Here is a 21,310-nt window from a genome sequence, read left to right on the forward strand (position 1 = left end):
GCGCGGTTCCCCGCGCCCCTCAAGGGGTTGCTCTGCTCGGTGCTGCGATGACCAGCAGTGCTGTTGCTGCTGCCGCGACCGGTATCAGGAAGCCGGCCGTCACTCCCGCGTGCTCCGCCGCCCAGCCGCCCGTTGCCGAACCGCACGCGATGCCCAGCAACAAGCCCGTCACCGCCAGGCTCATGCCTTCGTTCAACCTGCCCTTGGGGGTGCGGTGTTGGAGCAAGGTCATTGCGGTGATCATCGTGGGGGCCGTTGCCATGCCTGCCGGCAGCAAGGCCGTCGCCAGTGCCGTCAGGGAGTCGAGCGTGCGTGCCGCCAGCAGGGGGAGGGACATCGAGATGCTCATCGCCAACAGGCACCATCGCAGGCGGCGTTCCGGTGCGTCCGTCGGTCTCAGCGTGCCGTAGAGCAGGCCCGCCGCGCAGGAGCCCGCCGCCTGGAGGGCCAGTACCGCGCCGCCCGCCGTGCGGTGGCCCGTCGCGTCCGCGTAGGCGAGTGTCGCGACCTCCATCGCGCCGAACACCGCACCGGTTGCGATGAAGCCGGCGATCAGGGGTGGGATGCCCGGGGTGCGGAGAGGCGAACTGCCCTTCGGGGTTGGGCTTGGCGGGGGTTCCGTGGCGCGCTGGGCCGTGAAGATCAGGATGCCTGTCACGAGCAGGACCGCCCCCGCCAGCGTGCCCGCCTCCGGGAAGAACGTGCCGCACAGGAAGGCCGCGAGCGCCGGGCCCAGCATGAAGCACAGCTCGTCGGCCGCCTGCTCGAAGGAGTTGGCCGTGTGGAGGGCCTCGGGATCGTCGGCGAGGAGGTGGGCCCAGCGGGCGCGGGACATGCCGCCGGTGTTGGGGGTCGTCGCGGTGGCCGTGTACGCGGCGAACAGGGTCCAGTCGGGGGCGCCGTAGTGGACGCAGAGGAGGAGGGAGAGGGAGCCCAGTGCCGCAACTGCCGTCGCTGGTACGGCTGTTCGGGACTGGCCGTGTCTGTCGGTGAGTCGGGCGATCCAGGGGGCGGTCATCGCGGTCGCCGCCAAGCCCGTTGCCGTCACCGCGCCGGCCAGGGCGTACGAACCCCGTGTGCCGGCGATCATCACGACCGCGCTCACGCTGAACATGCCGGCGGGGAGGCGGGCGATGAGGTTGCCGGCGGTGAAGGCCCGGGTGCCGGGGAGGGTGAACAGGCTGCGGTAGGTGGGCTGTTGGGGCGTACTGGGTGGCATGCGGCAAGCGTCGTCCGGAGTGGATCACCGGGTCCAACACCTGGTCAGGGGCGATTCACGCACCTGCGTTGTAGGTTCGCCGGATGCCTGCCCACCTGGACCCCCGACTCCTCCGTGCCTTTCTCGTCGTAGCCGAAGAACTGCACTTCAGCCGTGCCGCCGCTCGTATGTATGTCGCCCAGCAGGCGCTCAGTCGTGATGTGCGGCGGCTGGAGCGGGAGTTGGGGGTCGAGTTGTTCGTACGGACCACTCGGCAGGTGACGTTGACGGCGGACGGTGAGCGGCTGGTGGCGTATGCGCGGCGGGTGCTCGGGGCGCAGGAGGAGTTGCTTGCCGCGTTCCGGGAGGCCGGGCCCCGGCCGTTGCTCGTCGATCTGAACCTGCCGGGTCTGCTCACCGGGCGTCGCGTGCTGCACCGGGCCCGTGAACTCGCCCCCGAGCAGGAGCTGATGGCCCGCTACGAGAGTGGACTGACGGGCGCGGCGGGGGAGTTGCTGGCGGGGCGGCTCGATGTGTCGTTCGGGCGGTTCGCCGGGCTGGAGCCGGGGTTGCGGGCCGGGCTCGATCATCAGCTCGTGCGGTACGAGCCGATGGCGGTGCTGTTGCCCGAGGGGCATCGGCTGGCGTCGCTCGACGCGGTGCCGGTGGACGCGCTCGTGGGGGAGGTCGTGTACGCGGGGGCCGGGAATCCTCGTACCCCGGAGTGGACGGATCTCGCGCGTCGACTGTTCGAGGGGCGTGACATCGAGGTTGCCGCGCCCGCGCCCATGGCCGTAGGCGAAGAGGAGTTCGAACGGGTCATGGCGAAGACGGGGACGCCGATTCTCGCCGTGGTGGATTTTCCGGCCATGCCCCGGACAGTGCTGAGGCCATTGGTGAACCCGGTGCCGTTGTCCGTGGTGTCGCTCGTGTGGCGAAAGGGGCTGGTGCACCCCGGATTCGATGCGCTTCGACGTGCTGCGGTGGAGATCGGCAACGCCGATGGATGGCTGCGTCGGCCGGTTGATGGATGGATTCCAGCCATCGACGTGGACATGCTAAAAAGGAGGAAATGACGCATCCCGTCACATGGGGTGCTCCCCGTGCGCTACCTTCAGGGCCTGAGCACGGTGTGGTAAGGGGGGCGCGAGGACCGGGTGGGGGCCCGGTTCGGCGGCGTGTGCTCAGGGTCGTCTGCGCACCCGGAACAGTCCCGTGGGGGGATGAGCGTGCGCATGGAAAAGTGGCGAGAAGACGCCCAACCGGAATGGCCCCAAGCTGCATCCGCGACCAGAGAGGTACCGGTCATAGGCGGAGAGGCCGAGGAGGCGTTCCCGGACACCGAAGTGACCGGAGCGGTCGGAGGAACCAGAGGACCAGAAATCCTGGAGGGGGGCCGGCATGCCGCCAAGGTCGGTCGAAATATCGGCTCGGACGGTCGGCATGGCGGCGCGGATGCTCGTCATGCGGGCAAGGACAGTCGTCGTACGGCCAAGGACGGTCGCCGTATACGGACCGGGTGGCCCGAGCCGCCCGCCGGCAAGGACGTGTCCGCCATCGGCGCGGGAATCCTCGCCGATCCCTGGGGCGCGTCACCGGAGACGGGTACGGGGGCCGGGACCGGGTCCGGGTCCCAAGGGGGCGTTGCCGATCCCGACGAGGTGACCGTCCAGCTCGACGGGCCGGCCCAGCACGCGGAGGCCGGGGGCAAGACCGGCACCGGTGCCGGCCAGGACGGTTCCGACCGGCCCGTCTTCGTCGACGAGTCCGGACGTCGTAGCCGTAGGTACCGGCGGTTCGGTATGGCCGTCGGCATCGCGTGCGCGGTGTACGCCGTCGTCATCGTCATCACGTTGCTGTCCGGCAGTTCGGACGCGCCGTGGCTGCCGGTGCCGGGGCAGAAGGACGACGCGCCCGCGGGCAAGGTCGACACCTCGCCGTCGCCCGACCGGTCGGGGAACCCGTCCGGCGGCAGCGACAGCGTGGCGCCGGGGAACATCCCGACGGCGAGCGACGGTACGACGCCGTCGCCGGGCGCGCGCGCGAGCGGCACGGCCGGCGCGTCCGCGAAGCCCGGCGGCAGGACGAGCGCGTCCGCGTCGCCCGGGGCGTCCGCGAGCAGGAGCGCCTCGGCGCCGGCGGGGGGCAGCGCCACCAACCCGGTCGTACAGCCCTCGCGGTCGTCGACCACGCCGTCGTCCGACCCGTCCCCGACCGCCAGCGTGAGCACGCCGGTCGATCCGACACCGACCCCGAGCGCGACGACGGGCACCGGCACGGTGGCCGACGCGCCGAGCACCCCGTCGCCCGTGGCGCAGGGACCGGCCGCTCCCTCGGAACCGGCACCGTCCAAGACCCCGGAGCACATCCTCTGATGGCATCGCACAACCGCCGCCCCAGGCCCGCGAATCGGGCCCCGGGCGGGCGCCATGGCACAACTCCGTCCGGTCGGGCGGAAGTTGGGGGCAGCTCTGGGGCAGGGTCCGGAGCCGGCTCCGGAGGTGAGCCCGGATTCGGATCAGCTTCCGAGTCCGGAGTCGGGCCTGGAGCCGGCTTTGGAGCCGAACCGGGGTCCGCGGCGGCACCCGTGTCCGGAAGGCGGCCACCGGCGCCCGGAGAACCGCAGCGCGCCGCGCACTCCTCAGTGCCCCGCGCCCCGCATCGCGCCGCCTCTCGCGCCCCGCGCGTGCTCCGGCGCCGCCGGCTGTCCATGCGGTTCCTGCTGCCGATGCTGCTCCTCGTCGCGCTGCTGGCGATGATGATGCTGCGCGGCTACGTGCACAGCGAGATCCTCGCCGACCACCGCATCCGCCCCGAGGCGGCCACCAACAAGGTGCCGGACAAGATCCTCGACGGCGGCCCGGTCATCGACACCCGCAGCGGCCGTACGACCAGCCTGGACGTGCCGGACCACGACATCGTGCTGACCTTCGACGACGGCCCCGACCCGACCTGGACGCCCAAGGTCCTGGACGTGCTCAAGAAGCACAACGCGCACGCCGTCTTCTTCGTCACCGGCACGATGACCTCGCGCTACCCGGAGCTGGTCGAACGCATCGTGGCGGAGGGCAACGAGGTCGGCGTGCACACCTTCAGTCACCCCGACCTGTCCTTCCAGTCCAAGAAGCGCATCGACTGGGAGCTGTCCCAGACCCAGTTGGCGATCACCGGCGCGGCGGGCATCCGTACATCTCTCTTCCGCCCGCCGTACTCGTCGTCCGCCGACGCGATGGACAACCTGTCCTGGCCGGTGACCGAGTACATCGGCACCCGCGGCTACATCACCGTCGTCAACAACACGGACAGCGAGGACTGGCAGAAGCCGGGCGTCGCGAAGATCATCAGCAACGCGACCCCGCGCGGCGGCAAGGGCGCGATCGTCCTGATGCACGACTCGGGCGGCGACCGCCACGAGACCGTGCAGGCGCTGGACAAGTTCCTGCCGGAGATGCAGGCCAAGGGCTACAGGTTCGACAACCTCACCCAGGCACTCGGCGCGCGCAGCGCGCTCACCCCGGTGACCGGCGTCAACCTGTGGAAGGGCAAGGCGTGGATCTTCCTGGTCCGGGCCGCGGACGACATCACGGGCGTCCTGGTGGTGGGCCTGGCGATCACCGGCTCACTCGTCATCGCCCGCTTCGCGCTGATGCTCCTGCTCTCCGGCATCCACGCCCGCCGGGTGCGCCGCAAGGACTTCGCCTGGGGGCCACCGGTCACCGAACCGGTGACAGTCCTGGTCCCGGCGTACAACGAGGCCAAGTGCATTGAGAACACGGTCCGTTCCCTCATGGCGAGCGAGCATCCGGTCGAGGTGATCGTCATCGACGACGGCTCGGCGGACGGTACGGCGAGAATCGTGGAGGCGCTGTTCCTGCCGAACGTACGGGTCGTACGCCAGGTCAACGCGGGCAAACCGGCCGCCCTCAACCGCGGCCTGGCGAACGCCAGTCACGACCTCATCGTCATGATGGACGGCGACACGGTCTTCGAGCCGGCCACCGTACGGGAGCTGGTCCAGCCCTTCGGCGACCCGCGTGTGGGCGCGGTCGCGGGCAACGCCAAGGTCGGCAACCGGGATTCCCTGATCGGTGCCTGGCAGCACATCGAGTACGTGATGGGCTTCAACCTCGACCGCCGCATGTACGACATGCTCCGCTGCATGCCGACGATCCCGGGCGCCGTGGGGGCCTTCAGGAGAAGCGCGCTGGAGCGGGTCGGCGGCATGAGCGACGACACGCTCGCCGAGGACACCGACATCACGATGGCGATGCACCGGGACGGCTGGCGGGTGGTCTACGCCGAGAAGGCGCGGGCCTGGACCGAGGCGCCGGAGACGGTCCAGCAGCTCTGGTCGCAGCGCTACCGCTGGTCCTACGGCACGATGCAGGCGATCTGGAAGCACCGGGGCGCCCTGCTGGACCGGGGCCCGTCCGGCCGCTTCGGCCGCGTCGGCCTCCCGCTGGTGGCGCTGTTCATGGTGATCGCCCCGATCCTGGCCCCGCTGATCGACGTGTTCCTGCTCTACGGCCTGGTGTTCGGCCCGACGGAGAAGACGTTCCTGGCCTGGCTGGGCGTGTTGGCGATCCAGGCGTTCTGCGCGGCCTACGCCTTTCGCCTCGACCGCGAACGCATGACCCACCTCGTCTCCCTGCCCCTGCAACAGATCCTCTACCGCCAACTCATGTACGTCGTGCTGCTCCAGTCCTGGATCACCGCGCTCACCGGCGGCCGCCTGCGCTGGCAGAAGCTGCGGCGGACGGGGGTTGTCGGGACGCCGGGGGGTGCGGTGCCGGGGGCGCGCAGCGGTAGCGGTAGCAGTAGTGACCGGAGGACTGTGGCATGACGCACGGATACACGGCGGGTACGGGCACGAACCCGGATCCCGAGTCGACACCGGCGTACGGGATACCCCAACAGCGCCAGCAGGAAACGGAGTTGGCACCGGAGCCGAAGAAGGCGAAGGGGGCGGGCGGCCGGGACCGCTACCTCGACCTCCTCCGCTCGATCGCCCTGGTCCGGGTCGTCGTCTACCACCTCTTCGGCTGGGCGTGGCTGTCGGTCCTGTTCCCGTCCATGGGCGTGATGTTCGCGCTGGCGGGTTCGCTGATGGCCCGCTCGCTGAACCGTCCCGCGCTGGGTGTGATCAGGGGTCGGCTGCGGCGACTGCTGCCCCCGCTCTGGGCGTTCGGCGCGGTCGTGCTGGTGATGATGTTCGCGAGCGGCTGGAACCCGCTCAAGGACCCTGACCTGGGCGGCAGTTGGGGTGTGCTGAAGCTCTTCGACTACCTCGTGCCGTTCGGTGCGCCGCCGTATCCCGAGCATCTGGGTTCGGAGTCGGGCCTGTTGGAGAGCACGTGGGCCGACCAGGCGGCGGGCCCGTTGTGGTACTTGCGGGCGTACCTGTGGTTCGTGATCGCGTCGCCGTTGCTGCTGTGGGCGTTCCGCAGGATCCCCTGGGCGACGCTGCTGGCACCCTTGGCTCTGACGGCGGTTGTGGGCACGGGCCTGGTGACCATCCCCGGCGAGACGGGCAACGCGGTCTCCGACTTCGCGGTGTACGGCGGCTGTTGGGTCCTGGGCTTCGCGCACCACGAGGGCGTACTGAAGAAGGTCCCGCGCTACCTCGCGGTGTCGGGCGCGACCCTGATCATGGGCTTCGGGCTGTGGTGGGCGTCGGGTCATCTGGGCCCGGACGGCTGGGACCTGAACGACATCCCGCTCGCGCAGGCGGCCTGGTCCTTCGGCGTCGTGGTGATCCTGCTCCAGTACGCGCCGTCCTGGCAGCAGTTGCCGGGGCGGTTGGCTCGCTGGGACAAGCTGGTGACGCTGTCCAACAACCGTGCCGTCACGATCTACCTGTGGCACAACCTCCTCATCATGGCCACGGTCCCGATCATCGACCAGCTGTACAACCTGCCGTTCATGGAGAGCGACGCGGCGACGTCGCTCCTCGACAAGGCGGACACGTTCCTGATGTTCCTGCTGATCTGGCCGCTGATCGCGGTGGCGATCCTCGCGTTCGGGTGGATCGAGGACATCGCCGCCAAGCGGAGTCCGAGGCTGTGGCCCAACGGGGTTGTGCGGGGCCGGAGTCGGCGGAAGGTGGCGTCTTCTTAGTCGGAGTCGGAGTCGGAGTCGGAGTCGGAGACGGGGGCGGAGAGAGCGACGGCGACCGGTCCGAACAGGTTCACCAGTTGCTGCTGGAGAGCCATCACATCCGTCATCGTGTACAGGCCCCGGCCGGGTACGGGTTCTCCGCCTCGTGGCCCGTCCGCGTGCGCCGCCGCGACGGACCTGACCTGATGGGCCGGGTCGGGCAGATACGTGAGGCCGGTGACGCGGAAACGGGCCAGGGCCGCCGGCTGAACGTGCCCGCGTAGAACTCGATCACGGGCGTCTCGTTGAGGCCCTCCACCTCCCACACGTAGGCGGCGTGGAAGCGCCTGCCCAACTCGACGGACAGGACATCGCCCGTGCGCAGGAACGTGAGGGGGCGGGGGACGCTCGGCTTGCGGGTCAGCGGAGCGGGTTCCGTGGACAGGAACTTCTTGATGTTCTCCGACTGCCGCGCGAAGGCGTCGGAGAGCACGACATCGTGATTCAGCTAGTCGATCGCCCTGATCGCGTGCGCGGTGAACTCGTCACCAACGCCTACCGGCACCCACACGGCCCCGCGTCCCTACGGCTCCTGGGGCGGCTGGCCGATCGGGGACGGCTGGTCGATGGACCGGGGAGCGGGAAAGCTGCTGCAGTTCGAAGGGGGCGGCCATTGAGTTACCGCCGAAGTCCACCCGAACCCGGTGCCGGGGCGACGTGGTAGGGGGATGCTCCCGCCCTTCGAGCCCCCGACACCCTCCTCTCAGAAATGTGACACTTTGCTGCAAACTGTCACACTTCCACGACCCACCTCCCCCCGAGAGCCCCCACACCCGCCAGGTGCCCACCTCACCGCGCCCACCCTCCGCCCGTGAGAGCAACGTTCCCTTCCGGTCACTCACAGCCACAGCGTGGAAACGCGCCCTCCCTACCTTCGGGATGCATCACTGCTCGTTACCCCGTAGTGCACCGTGGAGGCGTCATGACAGCCACTGGCAAGTGGATCGAGCACTGGGACCCGGAGGACGAGACCTTCTGGCGGGAGACCGGGGAGAAGGTCGCGCGGCGGAATCTCGTCTTCTCCGTGCTCTCCGAGCACATCGGCTTCTCGATCTGGACCCTGTGGTCCGTGCTGGTGCTCTTCATGGGCCCGGAGTACGGGCTGACCCCGGCCGACAAGTTCCTGCTGACGTCGATGGTCACGCTGGTCGGCGCGGTCGTCCGGGTGCCGTACACCTTCGCGGTCGCCGTCTTCGGCGGGCGGAACTGGACGATCGTCTCCGCGAGCCTGCTGCTCGTCCCGACCATCGCCGCCTTCGTGGTGATGAAGCCGGGGACCTCCTTCGACACCTTCCTCTGGATCGGCCTGCTGGCCGGCATCGGCGGCGGCAACTTCGCCTCCTCCATGACCAACATCAACGCCTTCTTCCCGTTGCGGAAGAAGGGGTGGGCTCTTGGGCTCAACGCCGGTGGGGGCAACATCGGTGTTCCGGTCATCCAGTTGGTCGCCCTCGCGATCATCGGCGCCGGTGGCGGGCCGCGCGTACTGCTCGGGATCTACATCCCGCTCATCCTCGTCGCCGCCGTCCTCGCCGCCCTCTTCATGGACAACCTCACCTCCGTGAAGAACGACACCGGCGCCGCCAAGGACGCCGCGCGCGACTGGCACACCTGGATCATGGCGTTCCTGTACATCGGCACCTTCGGGTCGTTCATCGGGTACGCGTTCGCGTTCGGGCAGGTGCTTCAGGTCCAGTTCGGCCGTACGCCGCTGCAGGCCGCGTATCTCACCTTCATCGGCCCGCTGCTCGGCTCGCTCATCCGCCCGGTCGGCGGGTGGCTCGCGGACCGCTACGGCGGCGCGAAGATCACGCTGTGGAACTTCGTCGCCATGGCCGCCGCCACCGCCGTCCTGATCGTCGCCAGCATGCAGAAGTCGCTGCCGCTGTTCGTCACGGTGTTCATCGTGCTGTTCGTGCTCAGCGGGCTCGGCAACGGGTCGACGTACAAGATGATCCCCGGCATCTTCCAGACCAAGGCGCTCGCGAAGGGGCTCGAAGGGGACGGGGCCGCCGCCTACGGACGTCGGCTCTCCGGGGCCTCCATGGGGCTCATCGGGGCCGTGGGCGCGCTCGGCGGGGTCGGCATCAACCTCGCCTTCCGGCAGTCGTTCCTGTCCTCCGGCTCGGGGACCGGCGCGTTCGTCGCCTTCCTCGTCTTCTACGGCCTCTGCTTCGGGGTGACTTGGGCCGTATACCTTCGCCGCCCGACCGCCCAGGCTCAGGCCAAAGCTTCCGCATCGGAGGCGAAGTCGCAGCTCAGCTATGCCGAGGTGTGACGTAACACCGGCGACATAAAGCCGAACCGAGCCTGTCACGCACCGTTGACAGGCTCGGTTCGGCATGTAGGCACCGGGTCATTCCACACACGACCGCGTGTACGACTACGTTCGGGACGAGAGCCATGCACGAGGAACAGCAGCCAGCGGAGCGCGCGCAACACGGGCCCCTCTCCGGGTTCACCGTGGGCGTCACCGCCGCGCGCCGTGCCGACGAGCTGGGGGTACTGCTCCAGCGGCGCGGCGCGGTGGTCGTGCACGCGCCCGCGCTGCGCATCGTGCCCCTCGCCGACGACAGCGAACTGCTCGCCGCGACCAAGGAGTTGATCGACCAGGCGCCCGACGTCGTGGTGGCCACGACCGCGATCGGGTTCCGGGGGTGGATCGAGGCCGCCGACGGGTGGGGGCTCGGCGAGGCGCTCCTGGAACGGTTGCGCGGGGTGGAACTGCTCGCGCGCGGGCCCAAGGTCAAAGGGGCGGTGCGCGCCGCCGGGTTGACCGAGGAGTGGTCGCCGTCGTCCGAGTCCATGGCGGAGGTGCTGGACCGGTTGCTGGAGGAGGGTGTCGAGGGGCGCCGGGTCGCGATCCAGCTGCACGGCGAGCCGTTGCCCGGGTTCGTGGAATCGTTGCGGGCCGGGGGAGCGGACGTGGTCGTCGTTCCCGTGTACCGGTGGATGCCGCCCGAGGACATCGCCCCGCTGGACCGGCTCCTCGACGCCACGGTCTCCCGCGGCCTGGACGCGCTGACGTTCACCAGCGCACCGGCCGCCGCGTCACTCCTCTCCCGCGCCGAGACCCGGGGCCTGCTCCCCGAACTCCTCGCCGCCCTCCACCACGACGTCCTGCCGGCCTGCGTCGGCCCCGTCACCGCCCTCCCGCTCCAGAACCACGGCATCGCCACCGTCCAGCCCGAACGCTTCCGCCTCGGCCCCCTCGTCCAACTCCTCTGCCAGGAACTCCCCGGCCGCGCCCGCACGTTGCCCATCGCGGGCCACCGCGTGGAGATCCGCGGCCACGCGGTCCTGGTAGACGGCGCGCTACGACCCGTCCCACCGGCCGGCATGTCCCTGCTCAGGGCCCTGTCCCGCCGCCCGGGTTGGGTCGTCGCCCGCGCCGAACTCCTCCGGGCCCTCCCCGGTGCCGGCCGCGACGAACACGCCGTGGAAACAGCGATGGCCCGCCTCCGCACAGCACTTGGTTCCCCGAAGCTGATCCAGACGGTGGTGAAGCGGGGGTACAGGTTGGCGTTGGATCCGGCGGCCGACTCCAAGTACTCCGACGAGTGAACCGGTGCGAGGGCGGGCGTGGGGGGCGGCCGTAGCTGAGGGCCGCGCCCCCAGACCCCCGCGTCGGCCCTGAACGGGCCTAGCCCTCAAACGCCGGACGGGCTGGATCGTGCCGCACCGCGCTGAGAAGCGACCCTGCGCCGAAAGCCCCCGTACAACACCAGCCCTCGTACCAGACACCCCACGCCCACGGTCGACAGGACAGCCCGCACCACGTTCCACCCCACCCACGCGCTCTCGAACCGCTCCCGCGCCACCCCCGCGTCCGCCGTGTCCGCCAACCCGTCGTTCAGCGGGATGTTGAAGGCGACCGTCACCAGAAACGCCAACGCGTACGCGACCAACCCCGCCCACACCCACCCCCGGTACGGCCTCCCGCGCGCCTGCCACGCGGACACCCCGGCCAGCACCAACGCCCCCATGAAGCTCAGGAAGAACACCGGGTTCTGGATCACGTCGTTGATGTTGCGCATCACCTCCACGAACACCCGGTCGTCGCTGCGCGCCAGCGCCGGCATGATCGCGCAGGCGAACACGTAGAAGACCCCGGCGATCAACCCCATCGCGACGGTGGCCGCACCCAGTACCCAGCCCGTACCGCTCGTGCCCTGTTCCTCTGTCATGCCCTCCAGTCAACGGACAGGGCACCCCGCCGAACATCGCCGAGACGCGCGACCGCATACGCGACCGTCCACACCGATGTCCACGCCCGCCCCGCACAAGGGGTTACGGCCACGCGAGCGGGCAGGCACTGTAGGGAGAACGGCTTCCCGCACCCGCGACCGCACCCCGCACCCCTCTTCGCCCCACTCACCCACCCACCCCCACCGACCGACCCGACGACCGGGGCAATCCCTAGGTGGTGACAGGCACATGGCACTGGGTTCGACCATGGCCCCGTACGAGCTGCGTTTCGACGCCGGGCGGATCTGTCTGGATCTCCTCGCGACCACGCATCCCGAGGAACGGCTCGACGCGCCGGAGCCGCTCCGCGCGTGGATCGTCCGATCGGGACTCGTCCCCGCGACCACCCCGCTCACGCACGTCGATTCCGGCTGGCTTGTCGGTTTTCGTGAACTACGGGGGCAAGTAGCCCAGTTGGTGCGCAGGAGTACTGGTTCCGACATCCGGACCTACGACCTCGCCCTCGCCCGCGTCAACGACCTCGCCCGCGCCGCACCCCCCGCTCCCCGTGCCGTACGCGATGAAGAGGGCGTGCTGGTGCGGCGGTTGGACGGGACCCCGGGGTGCGGCGCGCTGCTCGCGGTCATCGCGCGGGACGCCGTGGAACTGCTCACCGATCCCGTCGCGCGGGCCTCGCTGAGGGAGTGCGCGGGGGACAACTGCCCGATCGTCTATCTGGATTCGTCCCGGGGGCGGCGGAGGCGCTGGTGCTCCAGCGAGGTCTGCGGGAACCGCGAAAGAGTGGCCCGGCATCGGCGGCGCGCCGCGCTCGCGCGAGCCTGAGAATCCCTTATGTGGCTTCTGTGGAGTGACGGGACGTCAATTGCCGAAGTGATTTCGACAACAGTGCGTTTCACTCCGGCGCGGTCCGGGCAGCCCTCGTGATCTTGCTCGTGTGGTGGAAATGTAAAGATCGTACGGTGGGAATGTGCACTCATGTCCCGCTCGTCACGTCAGTTCAAAGAAAACTGTCGCCTCACGTTGAACACCCGCCCACCCGCTCGCGTACCTCTCCATGAGCGACCGACCGGGGGAACCCCCGGACACCGGAGGTGGGCGTGCGCAAGGATTCCGTCGTGGCCAATGAACACGCACCGAGGGCCCGACATCGCATGTCCCAGTCCTCGGAACCTGATGAGGAGCTGATGCGTGCCCTGTACCGAGAGCACGCCGGACCCTTGCTCGCCTATGTGTTGCGGCTCGTCGCCGGGGACCGGCAGCGTGCCGAGGACGTGGTGCAGGAGACGCTCATCCGGGCCTGGAAGAACGCCGGCCAGCTCAACCGGGCGACCGGATCGGTACGACCCTGGCTTGTGACGGTGGCACGGCGCATCGTCATCGACGGTCACCGCAGCCGGCAGGCCCGGCCGCAGGAGGTGGACCCGTCGCCGCTGGAGGTCATCCCCGCGGAGGACGAGATCGACAAGGCGTTGTGGCTGATGACACTGTCGGACGCGCTGGACGACCTGACCCCGGCCCACCGGGAGGTGCTCGTCGAGACGTACTTCAAGGGACGTACCGTCAATGAGGCGGCCGAGACGCTTGGCATCCCCAGTGGCACGGTGCGCTCAAGGGTGTTCTACGCCCTTCGATCGATGAAACTTGCTCTGGAGGAGCGGGGGGTGACGGCATGAGCATTTACGGGGGATACGGAACGGGTAGTCCTGGTTCCATGCAGGGATCTCAGGGCTCGAACGAACACGAGACCGTCGGCGCCTACGCCCTCGGAATTCTCGATGACACCGAAGCAACCGCTTTCGAGGCCCATCTCGCCACCTGCGAATGGTGTGCCCAGCAGCTCGACGAGCTGGCCGGGATGGAGCCGATGCTGGCGGCGCTCGCGGATCTGCCGGGCACCGGTACCCCTGCGATCGCCGAGTCCCTGGCCGCGAAACCCAGTCCACGGCTGGTGGAGCGGCTGGTCGACGACGTCGGTGAACGTCGGGCCCTGAAGCGCCGACGCAGTTTCTACATGATCGCCGCCGCGGCGGCCCTGATCATCGCGGGACCGCTGGCCGTCATCGCGGCCAACGGCGGCGACAGCTCGGGCCAGAAGGGCAGCGTGGCCGCGTCGCCCGCCAAGACCACCTTCGACACTTTGTCCGACAAGGTCACGGCGACGGACGCGAGCACCAAGGTCACCGCGACCGTGGCGATGTCCAAGAAGGACTGGGGCACCCTCGGGGTCGTCGAGCTCAAGAACGTCAAGGGCCCGCTGAAGTGCTCCCTGATCGCCGTCGGCAAGAACGGCGAACGCGAGACCATGAGCTCCTGGTCGGTCCCGGCCTGGGGTTACGGCATCGCGAACGCCACGAAGACGGAGGCCAAGAACCCGCTCTACGCCCAGGGCGGCGCGGCCTTCACACCGAACGAGATCGACCACTTCGAGGTCATGACCTTCGACGGCAAGAAGCTCGTGGCAGTGGACGCGTAAGCACCGGTACAACCGACCGGTTGTGGTGTGTGGGGCCCGGAACGCGGAAGGTGCGCGTGCCGGGCCCGCGTCTTTGTCAAGATCCACCGGGCAGGCCCCTCACTACCGAGGCCTTTTTTCGCGTACGGTTGACGGCTGCCCAGCACGTCAGAAGGGGGCCCGGTGGCCGCACAGGCTCAACAGGAGACCGCGCTCGACACGGTGTCCGACAAATCCGCCCAGGATTCACTACGGGACCGGGAGATCAGCGTCGAACAGGCACACCTGGACCGGGTGTACCGGCGGCTCGAAGAGAAGATCCACGAGGCCGAGTTCCTCATGAACGACGCGGCCAAGCGCGGCCAGGTGGGCACGCCCGGCGCGCTCGCCGAACGGGACGCACAGGTGTTCCGCGCCGGTATCCACCTCAACCGGCTCAACAACGAGTTCGAGGACTTCCTCTTCGGCAGGATCGACCTCCTGCTCGGAGAAGACGGCAAGAAGGGGCCCGACGGCGCCTACACCGCCGTGGAGCCCGCCGAAGGCGCTGTCCGGGACGACCGGACCGCCGACATCGCCGAGACCCTGCACATCGGGCGGATCGGGGTCCTGGACTCCGAGTACGCGCCGCTGGTCATCGACTGGCGGGCGCCCGCCGCCGCGCCCTTCTACCGGTCCACGCCGGTCGATCCGGGGCGGGTCGTGCGCAGGCGCGTCATCCGGTCCAAGGGGCGGCGGGTCCTCGGGGTCGAGGACGACCTGATGCGGCCGGAGCTGACCGCCTCCCTCGACGGCGAGCAACTGGCCGTCATCGGCGACGGCGCCCTCATGGCCGCGCTCGGCCAGGCCCGCAGCCACACCATGCGCGACATCGTGGCGTCGATCCAGGCCGAGCAGGACCTGGTGATCCGCGCCCCCGCCGCCTCGGTGACATACGTCGAGGGCGGCCCGGGGACGGGGAAGACCGCCGTCGCGCTGCACCGCGCCGCCTACCTGCTCTACCAGGACCGGCGCCGGTACGCGGGCGGCATCCTCATCGTCTCGCCCACCCCGCTGCTGGTCGCGTACACCGAGGGTGTCCTGCCGTCCCTCGGCGAGGAGGGCCAGGTCGCCATCCGGGCGATCGGTTCGCTCGTCGACGGCGCCGAGGCCACCCTGTACGACTCCCCGGCGGTGGCCCGCGCGAAGGGGTCGTACCGGATGCTCGCGGTGCTGCGGAAGGCCGCGCGCGGGGCCCTGGAGCTGAGCGATTCGCCGAACCGGCTGCGGGTCGTCGCCTTCGGGCGCCGCCTCGAACTGGAGGCCGCCGACCTGGAGCGCGTCCGGCAGAGCGCGCTCAGCGGTACGGCCCCGGTCAACATGCTGCGGCCGCGCGCCCGCAAGCTGCTCCTGGACGCCCTGTGGGAGCGCTCCGGTTCGGCCGGCCGGCACACCGACCCCGAACTCGCCGCCGAACTGCGCTCGTCCTTCGACGAGGACATCGCGAGCGAGGACGACTTCATCGCGTTCCTCGACGCCTGGTGGCCCGAACTCACCCCGCGCGCCGTCCTGAAGTCCATGTCCGACGAGCGCAAGCTGGGCCGCTGGGCCCGGCGCATCCTCAACCCCGGCGAGGTCCGCAGGGTCGCCCGCGCGCTGAAGCGGGACGGCCTCTCGGTCCACGACGTGGCGATCCTCGACGAACTCCAGGCGATCCTCGGCACCCCGGCCCGCCCCCGCAAGCGCCGCGACCTGGACCCGCTGGACCAGCTCACCGGCCTCGAAGAGCTGATGCCGACGCGTGAGGAGTCGCAGCGCGAACGGGCCGAGCGGCTCGCCCAGGAGCGTGTCGAGTACGCGCACGTCATCGTGGACGAGGCCCAGGACCTCACCCCGATGCAGTGGCGCATGGTCGGCCGCCGCGGCCGGCACGCCACCTGGACGGTCGTGGGCGACCCGGCCCAGTCCTCCTGGTCGGACCCCGACGAGGCCGCCGAGGCCCGCGACGAGGCCCTCGGCTCCCGCCCCCGCCGCCGCTTCACCCTCACGGTCAACTACCGCAACCCGGCCGAGATCGCGGAGCTGGCGGCGAAGGTCCTGGCCCTGGCGATGCCCGGCTCCGAGTCTCCGTCCGCGGTCCGCTCGACCGGTGTGAAGCCCCACTTCGCCGTCGTACGGAACTCGTTGTCCGAGTCGGTCCGCGCGGAGGCCGCCCGGCTGCTCGACCGTGTCGACGGCACGGTCGGCGTGGTCGTCGCCATGAACCGCCGCGAGGAGGCCCGCCGTTGGCTCACCGGCCTCGGGGACCGGGTCGTGGCCCTCGGCAGCCTGGAGGCCAAGGGGCTCGAATACGACGCGACGGTCGTCGTCTCGCCGGCGGAGATCGCCGACGAGTCGCCCGCCGGCCTCAGGGTCCTCTACGTCGCCCTCACCCGCGCGACCCAGCAGCTCACGGTCGTCTCGGCCGAGCGGGACGAACCGGACGCGAACGGGGTGCCGGATCTGCTGAGGGACTGACCGGACCGGACCCGATCGAGGGGTGCTTTATATGAACTCTCGGGATGGGAATGGTCTTACGGGATCTGTTTGTTAGCCTGGTATGTGACACCGGCCCGATCCAAGCCCCCGGGCCCAACCTTCGTCGCTTAGAGCGACCACTTGCCGCGAGGCGAGCATGGCGGGTCGGTGTCATTGCTTGTCAGAGAGGTCCCCGTCACGGGAAAAGTGACGGGGACCTCTTTTTCTTGCGAACAAAACGTTCGCAATCGGGGGCGGCTAACGCCTACCCGGTAGTAGGTGCGACCATCGGAACGCATACTCAGCTCAACGGTGAAAGCAGAGGAAGTCGGCCATGGCTACGGCGCCCAGCGTCTCCTACTCGATCACGGTCCGTCTGGAGGTGCCCGCCAGCGGAACGGCGGTATCCCAGATCACCACGGCCGTGGAGTCCCACGGAGGCTCGGTGACCGGCCTCGACGTGACCGCCTCCGGCCACGAGAAGCTCCGGATCGACGTCACCATCGCGGCGTCCTCGACGGCCCACGCCGACGAGATCGTCCAGCAGCTGCGTGGCATCGAGGGCGTCACCCTGGGCAAGGTCTCCGACCGTACGTTCCTCATGCACCTCGGCGGCAAGATCGAGATGCAGTCCAAGCACCCGATCCGCAACCGTGACGACCTCTCGATGATCTACACCCCGGGTGTCGCCCGCGTGTGCATGGCGATCGCGGAGAACCCCGAGGACGCGCGCCGCCTCACCATCAAGCGCAACTCCGTCGCGGTCGTCACCGACGGCTCGGCCGTGCTGGGCCTCGGCAACATCGGTCCCATGGCCGCGCTGCCGGTCATGGAGGGCAAGGCGGCCCTGTTCAAGCGGTTCGCCGGCATCGACGCCTGGCCGCTGTGTCTGGACACCCAGGACACCGACGAGATCGTCGCGATCGTCAAGGCGATCGCCCCGGGCTTCGCCGGCATCAACCTGGAGGACATCTCCGCGCCGCGCTGCTTCGAGATCGAGGCCCGGCTGCGCGAGGCCCTCGACATCCCCGTCTTCCACGACGACCAGCACGGCACCGCGATCGTGGTCCTCGCCGCGCTGACGAACGCGCTGCGGGTCGCCGGCAAGGGCATCGGTGACATCAGGGTCGTCATGTCCGGCGCGGGCGCGGCCGGTACGGCCATCCTCAAGCTGCTGCTCGCCGCCGGCGTCAAGAACGCGGTCGTCGCCGACATCCACGGTGTCGTGCACGCCGGCCGCGAGGACTTGGTCGACGCCAAGCCCGACTCGCCGCTGCGCTGGATCGCCGACAACACCAACCCCGACGGCCTCAAGGGCACCCTGAAGGAGGCCGTGCGCGGCGCCGACGTCTTCGTCGGTGTCTCCGCCCCGAACGTCCTCGACGGCGACGACGTGGCCGCGATGGCCGAGGGCGCGATCGTGTTCGCGCTCGCGAACCCCGACCCCGAGGTCGACCCGACGATCGCCCGTCAGACGGCGGCGGTGGTCGCCACGGGCCGCTCGGACTTCCCGAACCAGATCAACAACGTGCTGGTCTTCCCGGGTGTCTTCCGCGGTCTGCTCGACGCGCAGTCCCGCACCGTCAACACCGAGATGATGCTCGCCGCGGCGACCGCACTCGCGAACGTGGTGACCGAGGACGAGCTGAACGCGAACTACATCATCCCCAGCGTCTTCAACGACAAGGTCGCCGGCGCGGTCGCGGGCGCGGTGCGTGACGCGGCGAAGGCGGCGGGAGTGGTGGCGGCCTCGACGGCGCCCTCCGCGTCGTAGAACCCCTCGAACGGCGGGTGTGCGGCGGTTGTGAGGATCGCCACGGCCGCTCACCCACCGGCGCGTCGCGGAACCCCGGGCCTTCGGCGGCCGTTTATCGTGGCGGCCAGGTTTCGGGCCTTCCAGGCCCGGCCCTCGCTGCCGGGAGCCGACGGAGCGTCACCACGCAGAGGGCGTGGCGCTCTTCGTGTGACTCCCAAGGGTGTTCTCGCGACTCCTACGGGTGCCGGATTGGCTTTCCCGCCGCAGGTAGGGGCAGGATGCGTCTTCGGGCGCGAGGGTCTGGACGACGGACCCGGGTCCGGGGACTCACCGAGGACCCTGGCAGCATCGGCTTCACCGTGCCCGATATGCGGCTCCGCCGCGTGGCACGCCTCAAACGGCAAGAAGAACACGGGAGTAACAACATGAACCGCAGTGAGCTGGTGGCCGCGCTGGCCGACCGTGCCGAGGTGACTCGCAAGGACGCCGACGCCGTTCTGGCCGCGTTCGCCGAGACCGTCGGTGAGATCGTCGCCAAGGGCGACGAGAAGGTCACCATCCCCGGCTTCCTGACCTTCGAGCGCACCCACCGTGCCGCTCGCACCGCGCGCAACCCGCAGACCGGCGACCCGATCAACATCCCCGCCGGTTACAGCGTCAAGGTGTCCGCGGGCTCGAAGCTCAAGGAAGCCGCCAAGGGCAAGTAGTCCTTCGCGTACGCGACGGGATTGCGTACGAGGCTCAAGTAACGCGAATGGGGCGGCCACCCGGTCAGGGTGGCCGCCCCATCGTCGTACGACCGACTGCTAGCCGAGCGCCTTGCCCGGGAGTTCGACCTTCGCGCCCAGCTCCACGAGCTTCTCCATGAAGTTCTCGTAGCCGCGGTTGATGAGGTCGATGCCGTGGACGCGGGACGTGCCCTGGGCCGCCAGCGCCGCGATGAGGTACGAGAAGCCGCCGCGGAGGTCGGGGATGACCAGGTCGGCGCCCTGGAGGCGGGTCGGGCCCGAGACGACCGCCGAGTGCAGGAAGTTGCGCTGGCCGAAGCGGCAGTGCGAGCCGCCCAGGCACTCGCGGTAGAGCTGGATGTGCGCGCCCATCTGGTTGAGCGCGGAGGTGAAGCCCAGCCGGGACTCGTAGACCGTCTCGTGCACGATGGACAGGCCCGTCGCCTGCGTGAGGGCGACGACCAGCGGCTGCTGCCAGTCCGTCTGGAAGCCGGGGTGCACGTCCGTTTCGAGCGCGATGGACTTCAACTGGCCACCGGGGTGCCAGAAGCGGATGCCCTCGTCGTCGATCGCGAAGGCACCGCCCACCTTCCGGTAGGTGTTGAGGAACGTCATCATCGAGCGCTGCTGCGCGCCCTTGACGTAGATGTCGCCCTCGGTCGCCAGTGCCGCCGACGCCCAGGACGCGGCCTCCAGACGGTCCGGGAGGGCCGCGTGGGTGTAGCCGCCGAGCGAGTCCACACCGGTGATGCGGATCGTGCGGTCGGTGTCCATGGCGATGATCGCGCCCATCTTCTGCAGTACGCAGATGAGGTCCTCGATCTCCGGTTCCACGGCCGCGTTGGCGAGTTCGGTGACGCCCTCCGCCAACACCGCCGTCAGCAGCACCTGTTCGGTCGCGCCGACGGACGGGTACGGCAGCTGGATCTTCGTGCCGCGCAGCCGCTGCGGGGCCTCCAGGTACTGGCCGTCCGCCCGCTTCTCGATCTTCGCGCCGAACTGCCGCAGCACCTCGAAGTGGAAGTCGATCGGCCGGCCGCCGATGTCGCAGCCGCCCAGCCCCGGGATGAACGCGTGCCCGAGCCGGTGCAGCAGCGGACCGCAGAACAGGATCGGGATGCGCGACGAGCCCGCGTGGGCATCGATGTCGGCGACGTTGGCGCTCTCCACGTGCGACGGATCGAGCACCAGCTCGCCCGGCTCCTCACCCGGACGGACCGTCACCCCGTGCAGTTGCAGGAGGCCGCGTACGACACGAACGTCACGGATGTCCGGAACGTTGCGCAGTCGACTTGGCTCACTGCCCAGCAGGGCGGCGACCATGGCCTTGGGTACGAGGTTCTTCGCACCGCGGACACGGATCTCGCCCTCCAGCGGGGTTCCGCCGTGGACAAGCAGTACGTCGTCTGAGCCGTTGACGGTCATGAATCTCGCGTTCCGTGGAGTTGGGCAGGGGCCGAAGAGACAGAGTAATCGCCGCCCACCCCCCTCCTGTAAGCCCAAGGAGTACCCAGCTACGTCATAGCTGTGTCACAACACGAACCGTTCCCAATCGGGCACATGGGGTCACGGGGCGGGGGTGTGCGCGGAGGACGCTTCGGTGCGCCCTGAGCTGCGTTCACTCAGGTACCCGCATTGCCTCCCCCATCACGGGGAAGATGCGGGATCATGTCAGGCATGACCGAGGTGTCCTCGCTCACAGGGCGGTTGCTCGTGGCAACACCCGCCCTGGCGGACCCGAACTTCGACCGCGCGGTGGTGCTCCTTCTCGACCACGACGAGGAGGGCTCCCTCGGTGTCGTCCTCAACCGCCCGACCCCGGTGGACGTCGGCGACATCCTGGAGGGCTGGGCGGAGCTCGCCGGCGAGCCGGGAGTCGTCTTCCAGGGCGGCCCGGTCCAGTTGGACTCGGCCCTCGGCGTCGCCGTCATCCCGGGCGGCGCGACCGGCGAGAGCACCCCGCTCGGCTGGCGGCGCGTGCACGGCGCGATCGGGCTCGTCGACCTGGAGGCCCCGCCGGAGCTGCTCGCCTCGGCGCTCGGCTCGCTGCGGATCTTCGCCGGGTACGCCGGCTGGGGGCCGGGGCAGCTGGAGAACGAACTGGCGGAGGGCGCCTGGTACGTCGTCGAGTCGGAGCCCGGTGACGTGTCCTCGCCGTCCCCGGAGAGACTCTGGCGCGAGGTGCTGCGCCGCCAGCGCAGCGAGCTGGCGATGGTGGCGACGTATCCGGACGACCCGTCCCTGAACTGATCCCCGAACCGATCCCCGAACTGAACGACCCTTCGCGGAACCGATGCCCGTGAGCTTCAGTACCC

At 69.7% G+C, this 21,310-nt stretch carries 17 protein-coding genes; 12 read left to right on the forward strand and 5 right to left on the reverse strand.

Annotation, left to right across the window (positions count from 1 at the left end; translation table 11 throughout):
* Window positions 1-19: 19 nt before the first annotated feature.
* The gene (locus OG226_RS30450; protein WP_329350639.1) at window positions 20-1,219 is read right to left on the reverse strand and encodes an MFS transporter; all 1,200 of its coding nucleotides are present in this window, start codon (window positions 1,217-1,219) and stop codon (window positions 20-22) included.
* Between the two features lie 83 nt (window positions 1,220-1,302).
* Here OG226_RS30450 and OG226_RS30455 point away from each other — a divergent pair, with 83 nt between their 5' ends.
* Complete coding sequence (locus OG226_RS30455) at window positions 1,303-2,274, forward strand: LysR family transcriptional regulator (RefSeq protein ID WP_329350640.1); 972 nt, start codon at window positions 1,303-1,305, stop codon at window positions 2,272-2,274.
* 386 nt (window positions 2,275-2,660) lie between these two features.
* Here the strand turns inward: OG226_RS30455 and OG226_RS30460 are convergent, their stop codons facing one another.
* Window positions 2,661-3,566: a hypothetical protein gene (locus OG226_RS30460; RefSeq protein ID WP_329350641.1), complete on the reverse strand. Its 906-nt coding sequence runs from the start codon at window positions 3,564-3,566 to the stop codon at window positions 2,661-2,663.
* A gap of 342 nt (window positions 3,567-3,908) precedes the next feature.
* On the opposite strand from OG226_RS30460, the gene OG226_RS30465 reads away from it, so the two are divergent.
* Both OG226_RS30465 and OG226_RS30470 read left to right on the forward strand, forming a co-directional pair.
* Window positions 3,909-6,041, forward strand: coding sequence for a bifunctional polysaccharide deacetylase/glycosyltransferase family 2 protein (locus tag OG226_RS30465; protein ID WP_329353552.1), 2,133 nt, complete (start codon window positions 3,909-3,911; stop codon window positions 6,039-6,041).
* Complete coding sequence (locus OG226_RS30470; protein ID WP_329350642.1) at window positions 6,038-7,315, forward strand: acyltransferase family protein; 1,278 nt, start codon at window positions 6,038-6,040, stop codon at window positions 7,313-7,315. The genes OG226_RS30465 and OG226_RS30470 overlap by 4 nt, the downstream gene beginning before the upstream one ends.
* A gap of 103 nt (window positions 7,316-7,418) precedes the next feature.
* Here the strand turns inward: OG226_RS30470 and OG226_RS30475 are convergent, their stop codons facing one another.
* Window positions 7,419-7,787 (reverse strand): hypothetical protein, encoded by a 369-nt coding sequence (locus tag OG226_RS30475; protein WP_329350643.1) that lies wholly within the window; start codon window positions 7,785-7,787, stop codon window positions 7,419-7,421.
* Window positions 7,788-8,276: 489 nt separating this feature from the next.
* On the opposite strand from OG226_RS30475, the gene OG226_RS30480 reads away from it, so the two are divergent.
* Both OG226_RS30480 and OG226_RS30485 read left to right on the forward strand, forming a co-directional pair.
* Complete coding sequence (locus OG226_RS30480; RefSeq protein ID WP_329350644.1) at window positions 8,277-9,632, forward strand: nitrate/nitrite transporter; 1,356 nt, start codon at window positions 8,277-8,279, stop codon at window positions 9,630-9,632.
* Window positions 9,633-9,757: 125 nt separating this feature from the next.
* A complete protein-coding gene (locus OG226_RS30485) occupies window positions 9,758-10,918 on the forward strand; it encodes a uroporphyrinogen-III synthase (RefSeq protein ID WP_328682946.1) in 1,161 nt (386 codons plus the stop codon).
* Window positions 10,919-11,004: 86 nt separating this feature from the next.
* Here the strand turns inward: OG226_RS30485 and OG226_RS30490 are convergent, their stop codons facing one another.
* Entirely contained in the window at window positions 11,005-11,541 is a 537-nt protein-coding gene (locus OG226_RS30490; protein ID WP_329350645.1) for an anthrone oxygenase family protein, read from the reverse strand.
* Between the two features lie 250 nt (window positions 11,542-11,791).
* On the opposite strand from OG226_RS30490, the gene OG226_RS30495 reads away from it, so the two are divergent.
* The 6 genes from OG226_RS30495 (at window position 11,792) to OG226_RS30520 (ending at window position 18,974) form a co-directional block, all read left to right on the forward strand.
* Window positions 11,792-12,385: a CGNR zinc finger domain-containing protein gene (locus OG226_RS30495; protein ID WP_329350646.1), complete on the forward strand. Its 594-nt coding sequence runs from the start codon at window positions 11,792-11,794 to the stop codon at window positions 12,383-12,385.
* A gap of 329 nt (window positions 12,386-12,714) precedes the next feature.
* Window positions 12,715-13,236: a sigma-70 family RNA polymerase sigma factor gene (locus OG226_RS30500; RefSeq protein ID WP_019056398.1), complete on the forward strand. Its 522-nt coding sequence runs from the start codon at window positions 12,715-12,717 to the stop codon at window positions 13,234-13,236.
* A 38-nt stretch (window positions 13,237-13,274) separates the two neighbouring features.
* Window positions 13,275-14,036, forward strand: a complete 762-nt coding sequence (locus tag OG226_RS30505; RefSeq protein ID WP_328682949.1) for an anti-sigma factor family protein — start codon at window positions 13,275-13,277, stop codon at window positions 14,034-14,036.
* A gap of 162 nt (window positions 14,037-14,198) precedes the next feature.
* Window positions 14,199-16,511, forward strand: coding sequence for a HelD family protein (locus tag OG226_RS30510; RefSeq protein WP_328682950.1), 2,313 nt, complete (start codon window positions 14,199-14,201; stop codon window positions 16,509-16,511).
* 334 nt (window positions 16,512-16,845) lie between these two features.
* The gene (locus OG226_RS30515; protein ID WP_328682951.1) at window positions 16,846-18,285 is read left to right on the forward strand and encodes an NAD-dependent malic enzyme; all 1,440 of its coding nucleotides are present in this window, start codon (window positions 16,846-16,848) and stop codon (window positions 18,283-18,285) included.
* 407 nt (window positions 18,286-18,692) lie between these two features.
* Complete coding sequence (locus OG226_RS30520; RefSeq protein ID WP_105974351.1) at window positions 18,693-18,974, forward strand: HU family DNA-binding protein; 282 nt, start codon at window positions 18,693-18,695, stop codon at window positions 18,972-18,974.
* Between the two features lie 99 nt (window positions 18,975-19,073).
* On the opposite strand, the gene murA is transcribed toward OG226_RS30520, so the two are convergent.
* Window positions 19,074-20,420 carry a UDP-N-acetylglucosamine 1-carboxyvinyltransferase gene (murA, locus tag OG226_RS30525; RefSeq protein WP_328682952.1) on the reverse strand — a complete coding sequence of 449 codons (1,347 nt, stop codon included), beginning with the start codon at window positions 20,418-20,420 and terminating at the stop codon, window positions 19,074-19,076.
* A 252-nt stretch (window positions 20,421-20,672) separates the two neighbouring features.
* Between murA and OG226_RS30530 the strand changes: the two genes are divergently transcribed.
* On the forward strand, window positions 20,673-21,245 hold the full coding sequence (locus tag OG226_RS30530; RefSeq protein WP_328682953.1) for a YqgE/AlgH family protein: 573 nt from the start codon (window positions 20,673-20,675) through the stop codon (window positions 21,243-21,245).
* Window positions 21,246-21,310: the final 65 nt, after the last annotated feature.

Source organism: Streptomyces sp. NBC_01261, assembly GCF_036226385.1.
In the GTDB taxonomy this organism is placed as follows: Bacteria; Actinomycetota; Actinomycetes; order Streptomycetales; family Streptomycetaceae; genus Streptomyces.

Coding starts and splice junctions, on each gene's coding strand:
- OG226_RS30505 (WP_328682949.1), top strand. CDS start 13,275: ATGCAGGGATCTCAGGGCTCGAACGAACACGAGACCGTCGGCGCCTAC.
- OG226_RS30480 (WP_329350644.1), top strand. CDS start 8,277: ATGACAGCCACTGGCAAGTGGATCGAGCACTGGGACCCGGAGGACGAG.
- OG226_RS30450 (WP_329350639.1), bottom strand. CDS start 1,219: ATGCCACCCAGTACGCCCCAACAGCCCACCTACCGCAGCCTGTTCACC.
- OG226_RS30460 (WP_329350641.1), bottom strand. CDS start 3,566: ATGTGCTCCGGGGTCTTGGACGGTGCCGGTTCCGAGGGAGCGGCCGGT.
- murA (WP_328682952.1), bottom strand. CDS start 20,420: ATGACCGTCAACGGCTCAGACGACGTACTGCTTGTCCACGGCGGAACC.
- OG226_RS30515 (WP_328682951.1), top strand. CDS start 16,846: ATGGCTACGGCGCCCAGCGTCTCCTACTCGATCACGGTCCGTCTGGAG.
- OG226_RS30495 (WP_329350646.1), top strand. CDS start 11,792: ATGGCACTGGGTTCGACCATGGCCCCGTACGAGCTGCGTTTCGACGCC.
- OG226_RS30490 (WP_329350645.1), bottom strand. CDS start 11,541: ATGACAGAGGAACAGGGCACGAGCGGTACGGGCTGGGTACTGGGTGCG.
- OG226_RS30530 (WP_328682953.1), top strand. CDS start 20,673: ATGACCGAGGTGTCCTCGCTCACAGGGCGGTTGCTCGTGGCAACACCC.
- OG226_RS30465 (WP_329353552.1), top strand. CDS start 3,909: ATGCGGTTCCTGCTGCCGATGCTGCTCCTCGTCGCGCTGCTGGCGATG.
- OG226_RS30520 (WP_105974351.1), top strand. CDS start 18,693: ATGAACCGCAGTGAGCTGGTGGCCGCGCTGGCCGACCGTGCCGAGGTG.
- OG226_RS30500 (WP_019056398.1), top strand. CDS start 12,715: ATGTCCCAGTCCTCGGAACCTGATGAGGAGCTGATGCGTGCCCTGTAC.
- OG226_RS30470 (WP_329350642.1), top strand. CDS start 6,038: ATGACGCACGGATACACGGCGGGTACGGGCACGAACCCGGATCCCGAG.
- OG226_RS30455 (WP_329350640.1), top strand. CDS start 1,303: ATGCCTGCCCACCTGGACCCCCGACTCCTCCGTGCCTTTCTCGTCGTA.
- OG226_RS30485 (WP_328682946.1), top strand. CDS start 9,758: ATGCACGAGGAACAGCAGCCAGCGGAGCGCGCGCAACACGGGCCCCTC.